At 61.5% G+C, this 21,864-nt stretch carries 19 protein-coding genes; 10 read left to right on the forward strand and 9 right to left on the reverse strand.

Features of this window, described 5'->3' with window-relative positions:
* Window positions 1-35 precede the first annotated feature (35 nt).
* The gene (locus B9N88_RS17140) at window positions 36-2,426 is read right to left on the reverse strand and encodes a hybrid sensor histidine kinase/response regulator (RefSeq protein ID WP_027605262.1); all 2,391 of its coding nucleotides are present in this window, start codon (window positions 2,424-2,426) and stop codon (window positions 36-38) included.
* 276 nt (window positions 2,427-2,702) lie between these two features.
* Between B9N88_RS17140 and B9N88_RS17145 the strand changes: the two genes are divergently transcribed.
* The 4 genes from B9N88_RS17145 to B9N88_RS17160 all read left to right on the forward strand — a co-directional run bounded on the left by B9N88_RS17145 (window position 2,703) and on the right by B9N88_RS17160 (window position 6,239).
* A complete protein-coding gene (locus B9N88_RS17145; RefSeq protein ID WP_027605261.1) occupies window positions 2,703-3,500 on the forward strand; it encodes a hydroxymethylpyrimidine/phosphomethylpyrimidine kinase in 798 nt (265 codons plus the stop codon).
* Window positions 3,501-3,532: 32 nt separating this feature from the next.
* The gene (gene thiE, locus B9N88_RS17150; RefSeq protein WP_027605260.1) at window positions 3,533-4,156 is read left to right on the forward strand and encodes a thiamine phosphate synthase; all 624 of its coding nucleotides are present in this window, start codon (window positions 3,533-3,535) and stop codon (window positions 4,154-4,156) included.
* Between the two features lie 18 nt (window positions 4,157-4,174).
* Window positions 4,175-5,458, forward strand: coding sequence for a glutamate-1-semialdehyde 2,1-aminomutase (gene hemL, locus B9N88_RS17155; RefSeq protein WP_027605259.1), 1,284 nt, complete (start codon window positions 4,175-4,177; stop codon window positions 5,456-5,458).
* Between the two features lie 226 nt (window positions 5,459-5,684).
* Window positions 5,685-6,239, forward strand: a complete 555-nt coding sequence (locus B9N88_RS17160; protein ID WP_027605258.1) for a tetratricopeptide repeat protein — start codon at window positions 5,685-5,687, stop codon at window positions 6,237-6,239.
* 3 nt (window positions 6,240-6,242) lie between these two features.
* Here B9N88_RS17160 and B9N88_RS17165 read toward each other — a convergent pair whose 3' ends face one another.
* The 6 genes from B9N88_RS17165 to B9N88_RS17190 all read right to left on the reverse strand — a co-directional run bounded on the left by B9N88_RS17165 (window position 6,243) and on the right by B9N88_RS17190 (window position 12,213).
* Complete coding sequence (locus tag B9N88_RS17165; protein ID WP_027605257.1) at window positions 6,243-7,355, reverse strand: succinylglutamate desuccinylase/aspartoacylase family protein; 1,113 nt, start codon at window positions 7,353-7,355, stop codon at window positions 6,243-6,245.
* A gap of 9 nt (window positions 7,356-7,364) precedes the next feature.
* The gene (locus B9N88_RS17170; RefSeq protein WP_027605256.1) at window positions 7,365-8,075 is read right to left on the reverse strand and encodes an ABC transporter permease; all 711 of its coding nucleotides are present in this window, start codon (window positions 8,073-8,075) and stop codon (window positions 7,365-7,367) included.
* Window positions 8,072-8,788 carry an ABC transporter permease gene (locus tag B9N88_RS17175; RefSeq protein ID WP_027605255.1) on the reverse strand — a complete coding sequence of 239 codons (717 nt, stop codon included), beginning with the start codon at window positions 8,786-8,788 and terminating at the stop codon, window positions 8,072-8,074. The genes B9N88_RS17170 and B9N88_RS17175 overlap by 4 nt, the downstream gene beginning before the upstream one ends.
* Before the next feature lie 17 nt (window positions 8,789-8,805).
* Window positions 8,806-9,564 (reverse strand): transporter substrate-binding domain-containing protein, encoded by a 759-nt coding sequence (locus B9N88_RS17180; RefSeq protein ID WP_027605254.1) that lies wholly within the window; start codon window positions 9,562-9,564, stop codon window positions 8,806-8,808.
* 38 nt (window positions 9,565-9,602) lie between these two features.
* Window positions 9,603-11,657 carry an oxidoreductase gene (locus tag B9N88_RS17185; protein ID WP_027605253.1) on the reverse strand — a complete coding sequence of 685 codons (2,055 nt, stop codon included), beginning with the start codon at window positions 11,655-11,657 and terminating at the stop codon, window positions 9,603-9,605.
* A gap of 229 nt (window positions 11,658-11,886) precedes the next feature.
* Window positions 11,887-12,213 carry a DUF1820 family protein gene (locus B9N88_RS17190; RefSeq protein WP_003215457.1) on the reverse strand — a complete coding sequence of 109 codons (327 nt, stop codon included), beginning with the start codon at window positions 12,211-12,213 and terminating at the stop codon, window positions 11,887-11,889.
* A gap of 131 nt (window positions 12,214-12,344) precedes the next feature.
* On the opposite strand from B9N88_RS17190, the gene miaB reads away from it, so the two are divergent.
* From miaB to lnt, 5 genes are all read left to right on the forward strand, one after another.
* Window positions 12,345-13,673, forward strand: a complete 1,329-nt coding sequence (miaB, locus tag B9N88_RS17195; protein ID WP_027605252.1) for a tRNA (N6-isopentenyl adenosine(37)-C2)-methylthiotransferase MiaB — start codon at window positions 12,345-12,347, stop codon at window positions 13,671-13,673.
* A 133-nt stretch (window positions 13,674-13,806) separates the two neighbouring features.
* Window positions 13,807-14,811, forward strand: a complete 1,005-nt coding sequence (locus tag B9N88_RS17200; RefSeq protein ID WP_027605251.1) for a PhoH family protein — start codon at window positions 13,807-13,809, stop codon at window positions 14,809-14,811.
* A complete protein-coding gene (gene ybeY / locus B9N88_RS17205) occupies window positions 14,804-15,262 on the forward strand; it encodes an rRNA maturation RNase YbeY (protein ID WP_027605250.1) in 459 nt (152 codons plus the stop codon). Before B9N88_RS17200 ends, ybeY begins: the two co-directional genes overlap by 8 nt.
* A 42-nt stretch (window positions 15,263-15,304) precedes the next feature.
* Window positions 15,305-16,144: an HlyC/CorC family transporter gene (locus B9N88_RS17210; protein ID WP_005791724.1), complete on the forward strand. Its 840-nt coding sequence runs from the start codon at window positions 15,305-15,307 to the stop codon at window positions 16,142-16,144.
* A gap of 8 nt (window positions 16,145-16,152) precedes the next feature.
* A complete protein-coding gene (lnt, locus tag B9N88_RS17215) occupies window positions 16,153-17,676 on the forward strand; it encodes an apolipoprotein N-acyltransferase (protein WP_027605249.1) in 1,524 nt (507 codons plus the stop codon).
* 74 nt (window positions 17,677-17,750) lie between these two features.
* Here the strand turns inward: lnt and B9N88_RS17220 are convergent, their stop codons facing one another.
* Window positions 17,751-18,512, reverse strand: coding sequence for a YdcF family protein (locus B9N88_RS17220; protein ID WP_027605248.1), 762 nt, complete (start codon window positions 18,510-18,512; stop codon window positions 17,751-17,753).
* Between the two features lie 97 nt (window positions 18,513-18,609).
* Complete coding sequence (locus B9N88_RS32940; protein WP_027605247.1) at window positions 18,610-18,927, reverse strand: hypothetical protein; 318 nt, start codon at window positions 18,925-18,927, stop codon at window positions 18,610-18,612.
* A 261-nt stretch (window positions 18,928-19,188) separates the two neighbouring features.
* On the opposite strand from B9N88_RS32940, the gene leuS reads away from it, so the two are divergent.
* Window positions 19,189-21,795, forward strand: a complete 2,607-nt coding sequence (leuS, locus tag B9N88_RS17230) for a leucine--tRNA ligase (protein ID WP_027605246.1) — start codon at window positions 19,189-19,191, stop codon at window positions 21,793-21,795.
* Window positions 21,796-21,864: the final 69 nt, after the last annotated feature.

Here is a 21,864-nt window from a genome sequence, read left to right on the forward strand (position 1 = left end):
AGGCCGGTTTTTTCAGTTAAGCACCGTCATCCAGGTTAAAAAAGTGGCATACCCGCCGAATGCCCGGCGCTTTCGCCCTCGAGCGCGCTCAACAGGTGGCGCTCCAGTACCGCCTGCAGCGCCTCGAAGCGCACCGGCTTAGCCAGGCGATCGGTGATGCCGATGCCATGGCTGCGCTCGCGCTCGGACGTGTGCAGCGACGTACTCAAGGCGATCACCGGCAATTCACCGCAGCCCGGCAGTGCACGGATCTGACAACACAACGAGAAGCCGCCTTCGGGCACATCCAGCAAGACCGCGTCGAAGCTTTGCCCCTGCAAGGCCGCCAACGCCGCCGGGCCACTGTCCACGGTTTTCACCCGGTAACCCAGCTTGAGCAACATGCCGCGCACCGCCAACTGGCCGACGCTGTTGTCATCCACCAGCAATACCGCGCAATCCTGGGGCGCGCGTTGCCGGCCGGGCACCGGTTTTACCTCGATCGGCACCGGGCTGACGTTCACGTCCAGCTGGAAGCGGCTGCCCTTGTGCGGCTCGGAATGATGGGTAAGGCGCCCGCCCAACAGCTCGATCAATTGCCGGCAGATGGCCAGGCCGATGCCCAGGCCGCCGTATTCGCGGGTCATGGAGCCATCGAGTTGGAAAAAGCGCTGGTACAAGGTCGCCTCGTCAAGGAAGGCGAAGCCAATACCGGTGTCGGTCACAATGAAGCTCAGGCGCACGTCGCCATCACTGTGAGGCACACCCACCACCCGCAGGCGCACGGAGCCTTCGCGGGTGAACTTGAACGCATTGTCCAACAGGCAATCCAGGCACTGGAGCAGTTTGTCGGCGTCGCCCACCACACGGTCCGGCAGCTCATCGGCCACATCGATGGAAAATGCCAGGCCTTTGCCTTGGGCGCTGGTGTTGAATTGCTGGCGCAAGGTGTCGAGCACGCCGCGCAGGCTGAACACCCGAGGCTGGGCACTCAGGCGCCCGGCCTGCAATTCGGTGAGGGTGAGGATGCCGTTGACCATGCGCATCATGTCCCGTGCCGAACCGGCGGCCGTTTGCTGGTACTGCGCCAGGTCGTCGTCCAGCGGCACCGTTTGCATCAGCTCAAGGGAGCCGATCACACCGTTCATGGGCGTGCGCAGTTCGTGGGTCAGCGTCGCGAGGAATTCATCCTTGAGACGGTTGCTTCGGGCCAGTTGCTGGTTGAGCACTTCGAGCTTCTGGCTGGCATCGAACAGGATCTGTGCCTGTTGTTCACGCATGGCATTGATGCGGTCGGCGAGGGCCAGGGATAGCAGCGCCACTTCAATTGCCGAGCCGATCTGGCTGGCGTACATGGTGAGGAACACATTGGGCAAGTAGCCCAGCACCATCAGCGTGTTCACCACCCCGCCCAGCAGGAACGCCGACCACGCGATGATGAAATACCGCGCCACCCGCTGGCCGCAGTACCAGGCCTTGATGGCGGCGACGAAGATGGTCACGGTGAATACCAGCGCCAGGCCGGTCGCCAGGCGCAAGGCCAGGGCATAGCTGGTCAGCAGCGCCAGCGCCATCACAGCGCCGCCGCACACCGCCAGTGCCAGCAAGAGCCGGTTGAGCCAGCGGCTGTGCTGCGCGGTATGCAGGAAGCTGCGGGCGAACAGGCTGCCGAACAGCGCCGCCGAACCGATCAGCAACGGCACCGCCGCATTCGCCCACCACGGGTTGTTCGGCCAGAAGTACTGCACCGCCACGCCATTGACCGACAGCTGGTACAGGCCAAACGAGGCGATGTAGAGGATGTAGTACAGGTAGCTGGTGTCGCGCACGCTCAGGTAGATGAACAGGTTGTAGACCAGCATCCCCAGCAATACGCCATAGATCACCCCCAGCACCGACAGGCGCAGCGGTTGTTGCTCTAGGTAAGCGGTGCCGGCCCAGAGCGTCAACGGCGCCTGGATCGAACCCTCGCTTTGCAGGCGCAGGTAGAGCGTTTGCTGCTGGTCGGGCACGAAATTGAGCTTGAACAGGTAGTTGCTCTGGCTGACCTCACGGCTGGAAAAAGGCAGCGCACTGCCGGTACGGCCGGCCAGCCGATAGTTGCCGGTGCCATCGTTCTGGTACAGGTCCAGATGATTCAGCGGCGGGTAAGCCAACTCCAGGAACCAGGTGCGGGGGGCACGGGGGTCCTTGGCCACGTAATGCAGGTCGACCTTGAGCCAGAACACCGAGCGCGAATAGCCGGCGTTGAGGGTGGCTTTGTCATGGTGCTTGAATTGAGCGGCGTAGGCGGGGGAGCTTACTTCGGCGATGGTGAGGGCATCGGTGGGGTCTTCGAGCACTTGCATGGCTCGGCCCAGCGGCAGGCTTCGGGTGTCCTGGTTGAACTCGATGGCGCTGGCGAGCATCGGCAGCCCGCACAACAATAAGATCAGCAAATAGCGCATAGAGCCCCAGCGTGGCCTGTCCGGTTATGTCAAAAGCCCCCCATTCCTTTTGAGAAGACGTACACCGGCGGTACAGTTAAGTTGTTTGAATCCACTTTAGCATAGCCGCTAAAGGCCATTGGACACCATTGAAATAATTTTTTGAAAGGCTCTAGAACAAGGCTTTCAGAGCGTTTTCGCAGCCGAGCACACGCCAAAAAAGCGGCGTTTGCGCGACAACATTCAACCATCGCCCGAAGGCCCCGCCAAAAGCGTTTGGTGGTAAGCTCGCGCACCATGAATATCTACAGCTCTCGCCCCGTTGTCCTCTGTCTCTCCGGCCATGATCCCAGTGGTGGCGCCGGCTTGCAGGCAGATATCGAAGCCCTGCTCGCCCAAGGCTGCCATGCGGCCCCGGCCGTCACTGCCCTGACCGTGCAGAACACCGTCAATGTCAGCGATTTCCGCGTACTGGACCGTGAGTGGGTAATGGCCCAGGCCAATGCCGTCCTCGGTGACTCCGACGTGGCGGCGGTCAAGCTGGGCATGCTCGGCTCCACCGCGATGGTCGACACCGTGGTCGAACTGCTGCAGGCGCACCCGCACCTGCCGGTGGTGTGCGACCCGGTGCTGCGCGCCGGCGGCGGTGGCAGCCTGGGCAAGGACGAAGTCGGCTACGCCATGCGCGAGCGGCTGCTGCCGTTATCGCTGATCGCCACGCCGAACCTGCCTGAAGCCCGCATCCTCGCCGAACTGCCCGAGGGCACCGCCGACGAATGCGCCGCGAAGCTGTTGCCGTTTATCAAGCACCTGTTGATCACCGGCGGCCATGGCGATGAGCATGAAGTGCACAACCGTCTCTACAGCCGTGATGGCACGCGCCAGACCTTTACCTGCCAGCGTCTGCCCGGCAGCTATCACGGTTCGGGCTGCACCCTGGCCAGCGCCCTGGCCGGACGGATCGCCCAAGGCGAAGGGCTGGTGAGTGCGGTGCAGTCGGCACTTAACTACACTTGGCGCACCCTGCGTGATGCCGAACAACTCGGCCAGGGCCAGTTCGTACCGCGCCGGCTGCCGCTGGATTTCTGCTCGTAACTATCTGCTCTTAACAGCAAGAGGCCTGCCCGATGAAACTACGTGGCCTTTACGCCATTACCGACAGCCAACTGTTGGCCGGCAAGTTCCTCGCCTACGTCGAAGCGGCATTGGACGGTGGCGTGACCCTGCTGCAGTACCGCGACAAAAGCAGCGACGAAGCCCGGCGCCTGCGCGAAGCGGAAAAACTGCGGGAGCTGTGCTCGCGCTACAAGACCCAGCTTATTATCAATGATGACTTCGACCTGGCCGCCCGCCTGGGCGTCGGCGTGCATCTGGGCCAGACCGACGGCCCACTGACGCCGGCCCGTGCGCTGCTCGGCTCCAAGGCGATCATCGGCGCCACCTGCCACGGCCAGATCGAACTGGCCGAACAGGCGGCGAAGGAAGGCGCCAGTTATGTCGCCTTCGGCCGCTTCTTCAATTCCAACACCAAGCCGGGTGCTCCGGCCGCCACCGTTGAAATGCTCGCCGAGGCCCGCAAGCGCCTGCATGTGCCGATCTGCGTGATCGGCGGCATCACCCTGGAAAACGCCGGACCGTTGGTGGCCCAGGGTGCCGACCTGCTGGCCGTGGTCCACGGCCTGTTCGGTGCCGACAGTACCCAGGAAGTCACGCGCCGCGCCCGCGCCTTCAACGCATTAATCAAATCCTGAATTCAGAGAGCCCTCACCATGTCTCGTTCCGAAACCCTGTTTGCCGATGCCCAGAAACACATCCCCGGCGGTGTGAACTCCCCCGTGCGTGCGTTCAAAAGCGTGGGCGGCACGCCGTTGTTCTTCAAGCATGCCGAAGGCGCCTACGTCACCGACGAAGATGACAAGCGCTACGTGGATTACGTCGGCTCCTGGGGCCCGATGATCCTCGGCCACAGCCACCCCGACGTGCTGGACGCCGTGCGCAGGCAACTGGAGCACGGCCTGTCCTACGGCGCGCCGACCGCCATGGAAACCGAGATGGCCGATCTGGTCTGCAGCATCGTGCCGTCGATGGAGATGGTGCGCATGGTCAGCTCCGGCACCGAAGCCACCATGAGTGCGATTCGCCTGGCCCGTGGTTTCACCGGCCGCGACAGCATCATCAAGTTCGAAGGCTGCTACCACGGCCATTCCGACAGCCTGCTGGTCAAAGCCGGTTCCGGCGCGCTGACCCAAGGCGTACCCAGCTCGGCCGGCGTACCGGCAGCGTTCGCCAAACACACCCTGACCCTGCCGTTCAACGACATCGGTGCCGTCGAGCAGATGCTCAGCGAAGTCGGCCAGGACGTGGCGTGCATCATCGTCGAGCCGGTGGCCGGCAACATGAACTGCGTGCCGCCCGCCCCAGGATTTCTGGAAGGCCTGCGCGAACAGTGCGACAAGCACGGCGTGGTGCTGATTTTCGACGAAGTGATGACCGGCTTCCGCGTTGCCCTCGGCGGTGCCCAGGCGCACTACGGCGTCACGCCGGACCTGAGCACGTTCGGCAAGATCATCGGTGGCGGCATGCCCGTGGGCTGCTTCGGCGGCAAGCGCGAGATCATGCAGCACATCGCGCCGCTGGGCCCGGTGTACCAGGCCGGCACACTCTCGGGTAACCCGCTGGCCATGGCGGCCGGCCTGACCACCCTGCGCCTGATCAGCCGCCCGGGCTTCCACGCCGAGCTGACCGACTACACCACCCGCCTGCTGGACGGCCTGCAACAGCGCGCCGACGCCGCCGGTATCCCGTTCGTGACCACGCAAGCAGGCGGCATGTTTGGCCTGTACTTCAGCGGTGCCGATGACATCGTCACCTTTGATGATGTGATGGGCAGCGATGCCGACCTGTTCAAGCGCTTCTTCCACCTGATGCTGGAGGGCGGCGTGTACCTGGCGCCGAGTGCCTTCGAAGCCGGCTTCACCTCGATCGCCCATGGCGATGCCGAGCTGAAACTGACCCTGGATGCCGCCGAGCGCGCCTTCGCCGCCCTGAAATAAGCCGGAGCAAAAACCTGACGTCGCTGTGGGCGGCGTCAGATTTGCTACTTTGCCTACAGGGATTTCCTTATTTTTCCGAGAATTTACCTGCAATCCGGCAGATAACTTGCCCAAGCAGCAGAAAAACGAGTAAAGACTTTGTAAGCAGAGGCCTGCTTATTTCATAATGCGCGCTTATTGGATCCCGAGAGGATCCGCGCGCCCCGTCAGAGGTAAGTCGATTCCCATGAAACGCACCGGCCGCACCCTGGTACTGGGCTGCCTGTTGCTCCTTCAGCCGCTGCTGGCACAAGCCCAGGCAGGCGGCAACTCGTTGTTAATCCCAGCGATGGGTCGTTGCACCCTCAATACCCAGCCGGACAGCCAGGCCGAAGCCCTGAGCGCGTGTCAGAAACAGGCCGACGATGGGGATGCGCAGGCGCAATACGAGTTGGGCGAGTACTACCACGACAGCAAGAACCCGGCCCGTGACCTCAACAAAGCCTTGAGCTACTTCGAGAAAGCCTCGCTGCAGGGCCACGCCCAGGCGCAATTCCAGTTGGGCACCATGTTCTTCAAAGGCGAAGGCGTGCCGGCCAATAACGTCCAGGCCTATATCGTGCTGAAAATGGCCGCGGTCAACGGCGCCGAAGACGCGCTGGACACCGCCGACGAAGTCGCCGAGCACATGCAACGCGATGAATTGGAAGTGGCCACCCAGGTCCTGGGGCAGATTTTCCGCAACTACCTGCTGGAGCTGCAGAGCGCCGATGGGCGCTCGCCCTTCTCACCCCTGCCCTGATGCTCAAGGCGATAACAGATACCCCTGTCGATAGGCCTTCGCACCTGCGACATGGGCAATGGTCATTCCCGCAGTTGCCATTCGCCGCACTGAACGAACATACAAAAGCCCCCCACGCGTACAAACCACCGGTGTGACGCGGTCGGTGATCGGATCAATGATTTCGGCCAGGGTTTGCCCCGCCTCCAGGTAATCGCCCACCTGCGCGCAAAACACAATCAAACCTCCCACCGGACTCATCACGGGCTCTACCCCGGCCAACGGCGTCGGCCGGTTGAGTAATGCCGGCGGGCATGACGTCTGGCCATCAATGGCTCCGCACTGAATCAGGTACTGAATCAAAGCCTGGCAATCCTGACGTGCCAGCCCATGGTCCACATCGGCAACCCCTCGTAACTCAACCGTCACAGCGAACCCGGGTGGCGAAAAGCGCCCAGGGAAACGCGCCTGCATCTGCTCCCAAAACAACGTAAAGCACTCATCGAACGATTGCCCGCCTGCCTCTTTTGTCAAAAAGCAGGCCCTGGCGCCCAAGTAGCGGGCCAGGGGTTCCACCTGTGGCCAGAAATCCGGCGACAGGTACAAGTGCTGCACGGCTTCGAAATCACAGTGCAGGTCCAACACGATATCGGCGTCACAGGCCAGCGCCTGCAGGGTCAGGCGCATTGACTGCAATTGCGTCGCCGGCACTTGGCTGGCGAGCGCTTGCCGAAGGCTCGAACGAATCAGCTGCAGATTGCTGGCAGGATCATCAGTCAACAGACCTTGCACGCAATCACCGACCTGCTGGCTGACATCAGGGAAGAAACGATTGAAGTTCTCCCGGCTGTCGTTATCGAAGCGCCCCTGGGGCACATCCATCAGCACTTGCTCCAACCCCAGCGGATTGGCCACCGGCACGAGGACGACCGACCAACGCAACAACCCGGCCGCTTCCAGCTGCGCCAACCGTTGCTTGAGATGCCATAAAACCAGCATCCCCGGCAGCTCATCGGCATGCAGCGACGCCTGGAGATAGACCTTCCCCGATGCATTGCCCGGACCGTAATGAAAACTATGGATCTGTCGCGTCGTACCTGGCACGGCCGCCAGTAACTCATGCACATGAGTCTGCATATCGACCCCCTATCGGCCCGGATCAAGAAAGCGCAGCCATCGCCGTTCTGCCAGGCGAAACAGACCGACCAAGGCAAAGGTGATGCACAGGTAAAGGGCTGCGGCGAGGCCGAAGGATTGGAAGGTCAGGAAGGTGGCAGCGTTGGCATCCCGGGTCACTTTGAGGATGTCCGGCACGGTGGCGGTAAACGCCAACGTGGTGGAGTGCAGCATGAAGATCACTTCATTGCTGTAGTAGGGCAATGCGCGGCGCAGGGCCGAAGGCATGATCAAGTGGACATACAGCTTCCAGCCATCGAACCCCAGGGACCTTGCAGCCTCGATTTCACCACGCGGCGTCGCTCGAATGGCACCCGCCAGTATTTCCGTGGTGTAGGCCCCGGTATTCAAGGCGAACGCCAGCAGCGTGCAGTTCAGTGCGTCGCGGAAAAACCCATCCAGCAGTGGTTGCTCACGCACTGCGGCAATGCTGTAGATCCCGGTGTAGAAGATGAGCAACTGGATATACAGCGGCGTACCGCGAAACAGATAGGTGAAGCTTTGCACCGGCCAACGCCACCGGCGCCGGGAGGACGCCCTGGCAATGGACAGTGGCAGTGCAAGCAGCAGGCCGAAACACAGCGAGGCACTGGTCAGCCATAGGGTCATGGCCAGGCCCGTCAGTTGTTGACCGTCGGAGTAGAGCAAGGGCCGCCAGTATTCCTGAATCAGCTCGATCATCGCGGCGACTCCTGCACACCCCCGCAGTAGCGACGCTCCAACCAACGCAATACGAGGTTTGAAACGCTGCTGAGCACCAGGTAGATCAACGCCGCCATCAGCAAAAAGGCCAACACCTGCTGGCTGCTCTTGCCCGCTACCTGGGCCACTTTGATCAAATCCGCCAGGCCGATGATCGATACCAGCGCAGTGGCCTTGAGCAAAACCATCCAGTTATTGCCCAGCCCTGGCAGGGCGAACCGCATCATTTGCGGGAATATCACGTGCACAAAACCTTGGCTGAAGGTCATGCCCAAGGCCTTGGCGGCCTGGAACTGACCGCGAGGCACGGCCAGCAAGGCGCCGCGAAAGGTTTCGGTGAAATAGGCGCCGTAGATAAACCCCAGGGTGAGCACTCCTGCGCTGAAAGGGTCGATTTCGATGTAGGCCCAGCCCAGTTCCTGCGTCAGACGACTCAAACCGGTTTGCACTCCGTAGAAAATCAACAACATCAACAGCAGGTCCGGCACCCCACGGATCAGGGTGGTGTAGAGCTGTGCGCAGAAGCGCCAGGCCCTGCACCCGGACAACTTGGCGCCCGCACCGAGCAGGCCGAATGTCAGCCCCAGCAGCAGCGACAGCAGCGCCAGTTGCAACGTGACCCAGACACCGCGCAATAACAACGGCGCGAAGCCCTCCAGGGTCGCAGCGAACTGCGTGAAGGTAGGTAGCATGGTTGCGCCCTCGCCGATCATTGACCGCTGAACATGTCCACACCCGGGAAGTACTGTTCCTGTAACCGGGCATAGGTGCCATCCGCGTGCAGGGCGGCCAGCCCTTTTTCCAGCAAGGCTTTTAACGCGTGATTGCCCTTGGCGATACCAATGGCACTTTGGGAGGGCATCAGTTCGCTTTCAATCAACGGTCCCAGCACAAACCCCGCGCCTTGGGGCAAGCGCAAAAATCCGCTTTGCGCCTGCTGAGCATCTTGCAGCGAAGCCTGCAAGCGGCCCGCCACCAGGTCGGCGTACACCTGCTCCTGATCGGCGTACGCCACGACCTTCATGCCCTGTTTAACAAGCACTTGGCGGGCATAGGTTTCCTGGGTACTGCCCTGTAAGTAGCCAACGGCCGTCCCCTTGGCCAGTTCAGTGCCGGGGCGGAATACCATGGCAGTGGGACTGGAAAACACCTCCGAGGAAAAATCGATCACCTTTTGCCGTGCTTCAGTAACCGTCATTGAAGCCAGGATTGCGTCGATCTTGCCGGCGTTTAGGCTCGGGACCAGTCCGTCGAAGTCGCTTTCGACCCATTGGCAGCGAATCTTCAAACGCGCGCATAGAGCATTGCCTATATCAACTTCGAAACCGGTCAAAGTTCCCGCACTGTCCTTATAGGCAAACGGCGCATAGTTGGGGTCGGCACCGAAACGAATTACCGCATAGTCCCTGGCAACGAGTGGCGCACTTACAAATAACATGGCGAATAACATCAGGATTATTTTTTTCATTATTGTATTCCTCGTTATTAATCAAACAGCAGGACTGGCTACACTTCGATAAACGGAATCTCTCGTCGTAGAAACAAAGAATCAGCAGGCGCATCAAACTCTCGTGCCATTCGATGCCCGGAATACACCGCCGCAGCAATCGTGCCCGGCGCCATACAGTCGCCGATCAAGGTCAGCGTACTGATACCGGCCGCCAGTGATTGTTCGGGTGCGTTATTCAACGCCTGAAACAGCGCCTGCTCGGGCTCGCGGGAGGTGACCAACACCAGTGATGCGGCTGGAATGAAGGAGGTCCGCGCGGTGTAGACGCACCCTGCCAGCACACCTTCCGGCATACCACTGACCAGTGTATGGGACGGGATGATCGTGACATTCAACTCCAGCAGCCGGCGCTGGATGCGATGCTGCTCCAGGGTGTTGTGGGTCCAGGCCGCCACATCCGCCGCAGGGGTGACGAATATCACGTCGAGTCCCCGCGCCACCAGGTGCTCGGCCAACACACTGCCCATGTAATAGTGATCGTCGTCGAACAGCAGCACCGGTGAAGGCGGTAGTACACCCGCCATCAGATCGTCCGGCGTCAGCACGGGCAGGCACTCCAGGCCCGGTAACACCCACCGCAGGGCGCGCCCCAACCCGTCCCGCCGCCAGCGAGAGCCGGTGGCGATAAATACATGCTCGGCAGCAAAGTCGAGGACGTCCTGGGCCTGCAAAGGACTTTCCCGATAAACCTCGACCGATGCCAGGCGGCTTAAGGCATCCAGTCGATAATCGATGACCCGCGCCCAACTCGCCAGCCCCGGAAGCCGCGCCTCCAAGGCTACGCGTCCGCCCAGCGTGCGCTGGCTGTCCACAAGCGCAACGTCCATCCCTCGCGCGCCCAGTATCCGCGCGCACTCAAGCCCAGCAGGGCCGGCGCCGACCACCAGCGCGCGCCCTGGCTCATCCGCCCGCTTCACCGCCTCCGGGTGCCAGCCGCGCCGCCACTCCTCGCCCATGGTCGGATTCTGAGTACAGCGCAAAGGCGTGCTGGTGTGATCGCCACTGACACACACATTGCAGCCAATGCATTCACGGATCTCTTCAGCGCGCCCCTCTTCAATCTTTTTTGGCAGGAAAGGATCGGCAATCGAAGGGCGGGCCGCACCAATGAGGTCGAGAACGCCACGGCGGACCATGGAGGCCATGGTGTCCGGCGAGGTGAACCGCCCGACGCCTACCACCGGCTTGCAGGTCAGCGATTTGAGCCCCAGCAGGAAGGCCTCTTGATAACCTTCCGAGGCAAAGCGCGCGGTGACGCTGTCATTGGACCAATCGGCGACATTCACATCCCACAAGTCCGGCAAGTCCGCCAGCATCGAGAAAACTTCAGCCCCTTCGCCCTCGCGACACAGACCGCCGGCCATCTGCTCATCCACCGCCAGGCGCACCGCCACGGCGCATCGATCACCCACCGCATCGCGGGTGTCCTCAATCAGTTCGCGCAGCAGGCGCACGCGGTTTTCCAGCACGCCGCCGTACTCATCGGTGCGGCGGTTATTACGTGGTGTGAGGAAATGGAAAGGCACACTCAGGTCATGCCCGGCATAGACATAGATGATGTCAAACCCCGCGTCCCGCGCCCGCAGCGCGGCTGCGCGGTGCATGGCGCGTAACTGCTGGATATCGGCACGACTCATGGCCCGCGCCTGGACGGGGTCATAACCACGCACCGGCGTATTGGAGGGCGCCCAGGGGATTTCACGGCTGTAGCGGTTGGGCGCGGAGTAACCATTGAACGCCAATTCGATGCCGGCCAGTGAACCGTGCTGGTGGACCGCCTCGCACATCAGTGCGAGTGCCGGAATGTCGCGTTCATCCCACAAGCGCGCCTCTATGTAAGGGGAGAACTCGCTCAGCGGGCTGATCTCACACTCTTCAGTGCAAACCACGCCCCAACCGCCCTCGGCTTTTATGCCACGCATGCGGGCCATGGCCGAGGGGTGCACATGGCCCATGCCATTACAGTGGGGAACTTGATAAAAACGGTTGCGGGTGCGAACCGGGCCGATTTGCACCGGTTCAAACAGAATGTCATAGCGAGGATCGCGCACGGGGCTACTCCCGAACAGATAAGTTCGTTAATGACTGCGTGAGAAGAAACTCGGCGTTAACTAATGGTGTGGTTTAACAGTGTTGAAGTACGGGAAAACTTCGAGGCATTTTATTCTTGATGTAGTCATGGCACCCCCTCGGCATGGACGAAAACTGCTACTTTTCCAGCAGAATGTCCATGCACTACAGGTGCATTTCAGAAGCGTCCTACAAATTCATCAAGAGACTTTACTTCTCAGGCATCGGCATCGGAAACGGCATGACATTGCTCATGCCCCGGGCTTCGCTGATTTTCGGCGTGCCCAGGCGCTCGACTTCGTCGATGCGCACGATCGAATGCATCGGCACAAAACTGCGCACCACGCCTTCGAACTGAGCCTTGAGTTTTTCCTCGCCCGGGTCGACGACCAGCTGTGTGCGCTCGCCAAAGACGAACTCTTCCACTTCCAGGAAACCCCACAGATCACTTTGATAGATCTGCTTGGCGTACATTTCGAACACCTGGCCCTGGTTGAGGAAAATCACCTTATAGATTGGAGCTTCACGTTTGGTCATGGTGGGTGAGGAACACATGGGGGATATAAAAGAGGGCGCGAACTATAGCATGGCACCCGATGCACAGTGCTAGGAACCGATGGGCATGACCCCTATAATGCGCGGTTCTTTACCACCAGTTGACGATTCCCATGGCCAAGAAGCTTTATATCGAAACCCACGGTTGCCAGATGAACGAGTACGACAGCTCGCGCATGGTCGACCTGCTGGGTGAACACCAGGCCCTGGAAGTCACCGCCCGCGCCGAAGATGCCGACGTGATCCTGCTCAATACCTGCTCGATCCGCGAGCGGGCCCAGGACCGTGTGTACTCGCAGCTGGGCCGCTGGCGCGAATTGAAGCTGGCCAACCCGGACATGGTGATCGCCGTCGGCGGTTGCGTGGCCAGCCAGGAAGGCGCCGCGATCCGCGACCGTGCGCCGTATGTCGACGTGGTCTTCGGCCCACAGACCCTGCACCGCCTGCCGGAAATGATCGACGCCGCACGCATCACCAAGCTGCCCCAGGTCGACGTCTCGTTCCCGGAAATCGAAAAATTCGACCACCTGCCCGAACCGCGCATCGATGGGCCGAGCGCCTACGTGTCGGTGATGGAAGGCTGCAGCAAGTACTGCACCTTCTGTGTGGTGCCCTACACCCGTGGTGAAGAAGTCAGCCGGCCGTTTGACGACGTGCTCGCAGAAATCATCCACCTGGCCGAAAACGGCGTCCGCGAGGTGACCCTGCTGGGCCAGAACGTCAACGGCTATCGCGGCCTGACCCACGACGGGCGCCTGGCTGACCTGGCGGAGTTGATCCGCGTGGTCGCCGCGGTGGATGGCATCGAGCGCATTCGCTACACCACTTCGCACCCGCTGGAATTCTCCGACAGCCTGATCCAGGCCCATGCCGACGTGCCGGAACTGGTCAAGCACCTGCACTTGCCGGTGCAGTCGGGCTCGGACCGCATCCTCTCGGCGATGAAACGCAACCACACCGCCCTGGAGTACAAATCCAAACTGCGCAAATTGCGTGCAGCCGTGCCGGGCATCTGCATCAGTTCGGACTTTATCGTCGGCTTCCCCGGCGAAACCGAGAAAGACTTCCAGCAGACCATGAAGCTGATCGAAGACGTCGGTTTCGACTTCTCCTACTCGTTCGTCTACAGCCAGCGCCCCGGCACCCCGGCGGCGGACCTGTTGGATGAAACCCCGGAAGCGCTGAAAAAAGAGCGCTTGAACGCGCTGCAACATCGCCTCAACCAGCAGGGTTTCGAGATCAGCCGACAAATGGTCGGTTCGATCCAGCGCATCCTGGTCACCGACTACTCGAAAAAAGACCCTGGTGAATTGCAGGGCCGTACCGAGAACAACCGGATCGTCAACTTCCGTTGCGATAATCCGACATTGATCGGTCAGTTTGCCGACGTGCATATCGATGCGGCGCAACCGCACTCGCTGCGCGGCTCGCTGGTGCAATAAAGGTGAGAGGGGGACAAGCCCCCTCCCACATTGGAACCGTGCAACATTCCAATGACGTAAGTGCTTTCGTACCCGCGTCACTGGCGTTATCCTCTCTTTCACCTAAACAGCCAAAGGGCGGCTAAAAGCAACCTTGAACGCACCCATAGCAGAACCCCATCGTTTTCTCCTCGATCCCTTTGAGGCTCGCCGTTTCGCCAACCTGTGCGGACAGTTCGACGAGCACCTGCGCCTGATCGAGCAACGCCTGAGCATCGAGATCCGCAATCGCGGCAATCAGTTCGAGCTTATTGGTGAACCCCAACACACCACGTCTGCAGAAAACCTGCTGCGCCGCCTCTACCGTGAAACCAAGGGTAGCGAGCTGTCGCCGGAAACGGTGCACCTGTACCTGCAGGAATCCGCCGTGGAAGACCTGGCCAACAACCCGGTGGCCGAAGCCAGCGTGGCCCTGCGCACCAAAAAAGGCATGATTCGCCCGCGCGGCTTGAATCAGCAGCGCTACGTCAAGGAAATCCTCGGCAACGACATCAACTTCGGCATCGGCCCCGCCGGTACCGGCAAGACCTACCTGGCCGTGGCCTGTGCGGTCGACGCCCTGGAGCGTGAGCAAGTACGCCGTATCCTGCTGGTGCGCCCAGCGGTCGAGGCCGGTGAAAAACTCGGCTTCCTGCCCGGCGACCTGGCCCAGAAGATCGACCCGTACCTGCGCCCGCTCTACGACGCGCTGTACGAGATGCTCGGCTTTGAATACGTGGCCAAGCTGATCGAGCGCCAGGTGATCGAGATCGCCCCGCTGGCCTACATGCGCGGCCGCACCTTGAACAACAGCTTCATCATCCTCGACGAAAGCCAGAACACCACCGTCGAGCAGATGAAGATGTTCCTCACCCGGATCGGTTTCGGCTCCACCGCCGTGATCACCGGTGACGTCACCCAGGTCGACCTGCCCAAGGGCACCAAGTCCGGCCTGGCCCAGGTGATCGAGGTGCTCAAGGACGTGCCGGGTATCAGCTTCACGCACTTCATGCCCAAGGACGTGGTCCGCCACCCGCTGGTGCAGCGCATTGTCGAAGCCTACGAGCGCTTCGACCACCGCGATGACGCACCGGCCAAGGACGTTCGCCGCGATGCTTGAGCTTGACCTGCAGCTGGCCACCGAAGCGCCCGCCCCCAGCGAAGAACAGTTCCGTCAATGGTGCGCCCTGGCCCTGCGCCAGCGCAGCGCCGACTCGGAACTGACCATCCGCCTGGTGGACGAGCCCGAGGGCCGCGAGCTGAACCACACCTGGCGCCAGAAGGACTACGCGACCAACGTGCTGTCGTTTCCCGCCGACGTACCCGATGAGTTGCTGGATATCCCCCTGCTGGGCGACCTGGTGATCTGCGTCGAGGTGGTCGAGCGTGAAGCGAAGGAACAAGGCAAGGAACTTGAGGCTCACTGGGCCCATCTAGTCATCCACGGCTGCTTGCATCTCTTGGGTTACGACCATATAGACGATGAAGAAGCCGAGGAAATGGAAGCACTGGAACGAACGTTGCTTGCAGAATTGGGTCACCCGGATCCATATGCAGACGACGAAAACTGATCAACACTCAACTGTCACATCAAAGGATTTAGAGTAATCGCTATGAGCGAAGACCGATCGAGCAACGGGCAAAAGTCATGGCTGGGTAAGCTGACCCAGGCTTTTGCCCACGAGCCGAAAAACCGCCAGGAGCTGCTGGAGCTGCTGCGCGAGGCCCACCAGAACAAGTTGCTGGACAGCGAAGCGCTGGCCATCGTCGAAGGCGCCATCCAGGTGGCTGACCTGCAGGTTCGGGACATCATGGTCCCGCGCTCGCAGATGATCAGCATCAAGGCGACCCAGACCCCACGGGAATTCCTCCCGGCCGTGATCGACTCGGCGCACTCGCGCTACCCGGTGATCGGCGAAAGCCATGACGACGTCATGGGCGTCCTGCTGGCCAAGGACCTGCTGCCGCTGATCCTCAAGGAGAACGGTGACAGCTTCAACATCAAGGACTTGCTGCGTCCGGCCACCTTCGTGCCTGAATCCAAGCGCCTGAATGTGCTGCTGCGCGAATTTCGCGCCAACCACAATCACATGGCCATTGTGATCGACGAATACGGCGGCGTGGCGGGCCTGGTGACCATCGAAGACGTGCTGGAACAGATCGTCGGCGACATCGAAGACGAACACGACGTCGAAGAAGACAGCTATATCAAGCCGCTGCCCAGCGGTGACTTCCTGGTCAAGGCGCTGACGCCGATCGAGAACTTCAACGAGTTCTTCGACAGCGAATTCTCCGACGACGAGTTCGACACCGTCGGTGGCCTGGTGATGAGTGCGTTCGGGCACCTGCCCAAGCGTAACGAAACCACCGAGATCGGCGCCTATCGCTTCCGCATCCTGAATGCCGACAGCCGCCGCATCCACTTGATCCGCCTGACACCTATTGCCCGCTAAGGATTGATATGCGCCGTCTGACCCGCCCCGGCTGGCCCGGTAATCTGCTGGCCGTGGTGGCCGGCGCCATCACTACCCTGGCGCTGGCGCCGTTCGACCTGTGGCCGTTTGCATTGGTTGCGGTCGGATTGTTCTATGTCGGGCTGCGGGAGCTGACGCCGCGCCAGGCCCTGGGCCGTGGCTGGTGCTTCGGGTTCGGCCTGTTTGGCGCCGGCACCAGCTGGATCTACTACAGCATCCACCACTTCGGCGGCGCTTCGGTGCTGCTGGCGGGGTTCCTGATGCTGCTGTTCACCGCCGCCATTGCCTGGTTCTTCGCCCTGCCCGCCTGGCTGTGGGCGCGCTGGTTGCGTCGCAATGAAGCGCCGTTGGCGGATGCGCTCACGTTTGCCGCGTTGTGGGTCGGCCAGGAAGCCTTTCGCGGCTGGTTCCTCACCGGATTCCCATGGTTGTATTCCGGTTACAGCCAGCTCGACGGCCCGCTAACCGGCCTGGCGCCAGTGGGCGGGATGTGGCTGATTTCCTTTGCCCTGGCGCTGACGGCGGCCCTGCTGTGCAACCTGCCGCGCCTGCTGGCCGGCAAACGCAATGGGTTTATCGGCGCCGGCCTGGTGTTGCTGGTAGCGCCCTGGGCCATCGGCCTGGCGCTCAAGCATCATGCCTGGACCACGCCGTCCGGCGCGCCGCTGAGCGTTGCCGCGATTCAGGGTAACGTCGAACAAAGCATGAAGTGGGACCCCGAGCAGCTCAATGCGCAGCTCGCGCTGTACCGCGACATGAGCTTCAGCTCCAAGCCGGTCGACCTGCTAGTGTGGCCGGAAACGGCGGTGCCGGTGCTCAAGGAGTCCGTCGAGGGCTACCTGGGAATGATGGGCAAGTTTGCGGCCGACCGGCACACCGCGTTGATCACTGGCGTGCCGATACGCCAGGAAGTGCATCACCAGAAGCGCTACTTCAACGGCATCACCGTGGTGGGTGAAGGTGACGGCACCTACCTCAAGCAGAAACTGGTGCCGTTTGGCGAGTACGTGCCGCTGCAGGACATGCTGCGCGGCCTGATTGCCTTCTTCGACCTGCCCATGTCGGACTTCGCCCGGGGCCCTGCCGACCAGCCGATGCTGCAAGCCAAGGGCTATCAGATTGCGCCGTTCATTTGCTACGAAGTGGTATACCCGGAGTTCGCCGCCGGCCTTTCAGCCCAGAGCGACCTACTGCTGACCATCAGCAATGACACCTGGTTCGGCCGCTCCATCGGCCCCTTGCAGCACCTGCAAATGGCGCAGATGCGTGCGCTGGAGGCTGGCCGCTGGATGATCCGCGCCACCAATAATGGCGTGACCGGGTTGATCAACCCGTTTGGGCAGATCACCGTGCAGATCCCGCAGTTCGAACGCGGCATTCTCTACGGCGAAGTGGTGCCGATGCACAACCTGACGCCGTACCTGCAATGGCGCTCGTGGCCGCTGATCATCGTGTGCCTGGCGCTGTTTGGTTGGGCGTTGCTGGCAGGCCGGATGGCCAAAACCGTTTAACAGCCAACGCGAAACAAAATGTGGGAGGGGGCTGGCCCCCTCCCACACTTTGATCTGCATTTTAATCAGCAGGGTTATCGATAGAACAACCGGTAGCCTAGCTGCCCCACCGCTTCATTGATCAACTGCCCGCTCTGCCACACCGACTTGAACTCCGGCATCCAACCGCCCAGCGGCCGGGCGTTGTCCACGCCGAGGAACCCCACCGGCGCCGGCACCACGGTGAAGCCGGCCTTTTCAAAACTCCACACCGACCGCGGCATGTGCCAGGCCTGGGTCACCACCACCACACGCTTGATGCCCTCGGGCAATAGAATCCCGGCACTCATCTGCGCGTTTTCCCAGGTGGTGCGGCTGCGTTCTTCCTTCCAGCGCACAGCAACGCCGAAGTCATCCTGCATCGACACCGCCATCAACTGCGCCTCGCTGGGCGGCGTGCCGTAATGCAGGCCACCGGTGGTCAGCACCGGCAGCCCGGAGGCCTTGGCCAGTCGCGCGGCATACCGCTGGCGCTCCAGGCCGATACCGGTCGGCTGATCAGAACCCCAGGCGGGGTCGCCGCGCTCGCGTCCCGAGCCCAGCACCACAATGGCATCGGCGCGCTGGGCCAGGGTCGACCAGTCTTCACGGGCCAACGGTGGTTCGGTCTCCAGGGCACGTGCGCCCCACTCCACCGCCACCGGCAGGCTGATCAACCACATGCCGCCAAACCCGAGGGCAAAGCAGCAGCCGGCCAAACGGGGGCGGCTGCGACGAAACCACCAGGCAAGGGCCAGCAGCAGCAAGAGAATGCCGGGTGGCAGGAGCAGTTGTTTGATGAAATAACGAATAGGCATCGGGCATCTCCATAGATGCCCGAAGCCTAAGGTGTAACGGGGTTTAGCGACAATCTTTACAGTGACATGGCACGATGATGTGTTCCTGGGGAGTGAACTACTTGAAGCGGGCGGACCGGAGCCTTTCCGGGCCACGACCGGCCGACAAGTCCTTGAGCCACACCACCTTGGCTGAGTGCGTAGGTTCTCTGGCTGGCGGGGTTGCCACCCAAGGAGGCGCACTGCGCCTATTACGTTCCAGGTAAGCTTTGATCAGTTCCAGCTCCGCACGGCTCAAGCCGCGCAGTTCCAACTCGACGGGCCGTTCATCACGCAATCGGCCCGCGGTCCTCGCTGCATCCAATGCACGACCCAATCGGTCGATCAGTCCTTCGTAGATTTCCGGTTTCGTTGCGATTCGCTGCGATTCAACCATCCCCTCACCTCATTGAAGAAAGAACTGCTCCCCAATAAACAGCGTAGTCCCCGTGTGTGCGCCTGCCCGGCGCCGCGACAGACGGCCCTTGCCGCGCAATCAGGGTTTCCCTCGATAGAGTGGGGTCATGTATGCTACGGCGCTTCCTGTAACTCCACTTCCCGCAGGGTTTGGGCACGGACGCGCCGCTTTTTGGTGTCGAACAACCTGAACGTTGCACCGAAGAGGATTAGGCCACCCCTATTCAGTTCAAAAGTAGCCATGCACGAACAATATCAGCCCCGTGAAATAGAAAATGCCGCCCAAACCTTCTGGGACGAGCAAAAGTCCTTTGAAGTCAGTGAACAGCCAGGCAAGGAGACGTTCTACTGCCTGTCGATGTTCCCTTACCCCAGCGGCAAGCTACACATGGGGCATGTGCGTAACTACACCATCGGCGACGTCATCTCCCGCTACCAGCGCATGCAAGGCAAGAACGTCCTGCAACCCATGGGTTGGGACGCCTTCGGCATGCCGGCGGAAAACGCCGCGATGAAAAACAACGTGGCCCCCGCCAAGTGGACCTACGAAAACATCGCCTACATGAAGACCCAGCTGCGCAGCCTGGGCCTGGCGGTGGACTGGTCCCGCGAAGTCACCACCTGCAAGCCGGATTACTACCGTTGGGAACAGTGGCTGTTCACCCGCCTGTTCGAAAAAGGGGTGATCTACAAAAAAAGCGGCACCGTGAACTGGGACCCTGTCGACCAGACCGTCCTCGCCAACGAACAGGTGATCGACGGTCGCGGCTGGCGGTCCGGCGCGCTGATCGAAAAGCGCGAAATCCCGATGTACTACTTCAAGATCACCGCCTACGCGGATGAACTGTTGTCGAGCCTCGACGATTTGCCGGGCTGGCCTGAACAGGTCAAGACCATGCAGCGCAACTGGATCGGCAAGTCCAAGGGCATGGAAGTGCAGTTCCCCTACAACGTCGACTCCATCGGCGAAGCTGGCGCACTCAAAGTCTTCACCACCCGTCCGGACACCTTGATGGGCGCGACCTACGTCGCCGTGGCCGCCGAGCATCCGCTGGCTACCCAGGCCGCACAGAACAATCCTGAGCTGCAGGCGTTCATCGCCGAATGCAAAGGCGGCAGCGTGGCCGAAGCCGACGTCGCCACCCAGGAGAAAAAAGGCCTGCCGACCGGCCTGTTCGTCGAGCACCCGCTGACCGGCGAGAAGTTGCCGGTATGGGTCGCCAACTACGTGCTGATGCACTACGGCGATGGCGCAGTAATGGCTGTGCCGGCCCACGACGAGCGCGATTTTGAATTTGCGGTCAAATACAACCTGCCGATCAAATCCGTGGTCCGGACCAGTTCGGGCGACACCAACCCGGCCCCATGGCAGGACGCTTACAACGAGCACGGCACGCTGATCAACTCCGGTGAGTTCGACGGCCTGGACTTCGTCGGCGCCTTCGACGCCATCGAAGTGGCACTGATCAAGAAGAACCTCGGCGCCTCGCGCACCCAGTTCCGCCTGCGCGACTGGGGCATCAGCCGCCAGCGCTACTGGGGCTGCCCGATCCCGATCATCCACTGCCAGACCTGCGGTGACGTACCGGTGCCGGAAGACCAGTTGCCGGTCGTCCTGCCGGAAGACGTGGTGCCGGACGGCGCCGGTTCGCCATTGGCGCGCATGCCCGAGTTCTACGAATGCAGCTGCCCGAAATGCGGCGCGCCGGCCAGGCGTGAAACCGACACCATGGACACCTTCGTCGAGTCCTCGTGGTACTACGCCCGCTACGCCTCGCCGCACTATGAAGGCGGCCTGGTGGAAAAATCCGCAGCCGACCACTGGTTGCCGGTGGATCAGTACATCGGCGGTATCGAACACGCCATCCTTCACCTGCTGTACGCGCGCTTCTTCCACAAGCTGATGCGCGACGAAGGCCTGGTGAGTTCCAACGAACCGTTCAAGAACCTGCTGACCCAGGGCATGGTGATCGCCGAGACCTACTATCGTCGCGAAGCCAATGGCGCCTACACCTGGTTCAACCCGGCGGACGTCGAGCTCGAGCGCGACAGCAAGGCCAAGGTCATCAGCGCCAGACTGATCGCCGACGGCCTGCCGGTGGAAATCGGCGGCACCGAGAAGATGGCCAAGTCGAAGAACAACGGCGTCGACCCTCAGTCGATGATCGACCAGTTCGGCGCCGACACCTGCCGCCTGTTCATGATGTTCGCCTCGCCGCCTGACATGAGCGCCGAATGGTCCGATTCCGGCGTCGAAGGTTCGCACCGTTTCCTCAAGCGCGTCTGGCGCCTGGCGCACGCCCATGTCAGCCAGGGCCTACCGGCCAAGCTGGACGTAGCGTCCTTGAGCGACGAGCAGAAACTCATTCGCCGCAGCACCCACCTGGCCATCAAGCAGGCCAGTCAGGACGTGGGCCAGAACCACAAGTTCAACACCGCCATCGCCCAAGTGATGACGCTGATGAACGTGCTGGAAAAAGCCCCGCAAGCCACCGCGCAGGATCGCGCACTGGTACAGGAAGGCCTGGAAACGGTCACCCTGCTGCTGGCGCCGATCACACCGCACATCAGCCACGAACTGTGGAGCCGCCTGGGCCATAGCGACGCGGTCATCGATGCGCGCTGGCCGGTACAGGATGACAGCGCCCTGGTACAGGACACGCTGCAACTGGTGATCCAGGTCAACGGTAAACTGCGCGGCCAGATCGACATGCCGGCCAGTGCCAGCCGTGAAGAAGTCGAAGCGGCCGCACGGGTCAACGAGAACGTGCTGCGCTTTACCGAAGGCCTGACGATCCGCAAAGTGATCGTGGTGCCTGGCAAACTGGTCAATATCGTCGCTAGCTAATCGGATCGGGCGTGGGGCTCAAGCCCTGCGCCGAACAAAGCCTTCAGGGCCTCGATAAGGCCCACATGG

The sequence above is a fragment of the Pseudomonas sp. LAMO17WK12:I1 genome, from assembly GCF_900177315.1.
Classification (GTDB): Bacteria; Pseudomonadota; Gammaproteobacteria; order Pseudomonadales; family Pseudomonadaceae; genus Aquipseudomonas; species Aquipseudomonas marginalis.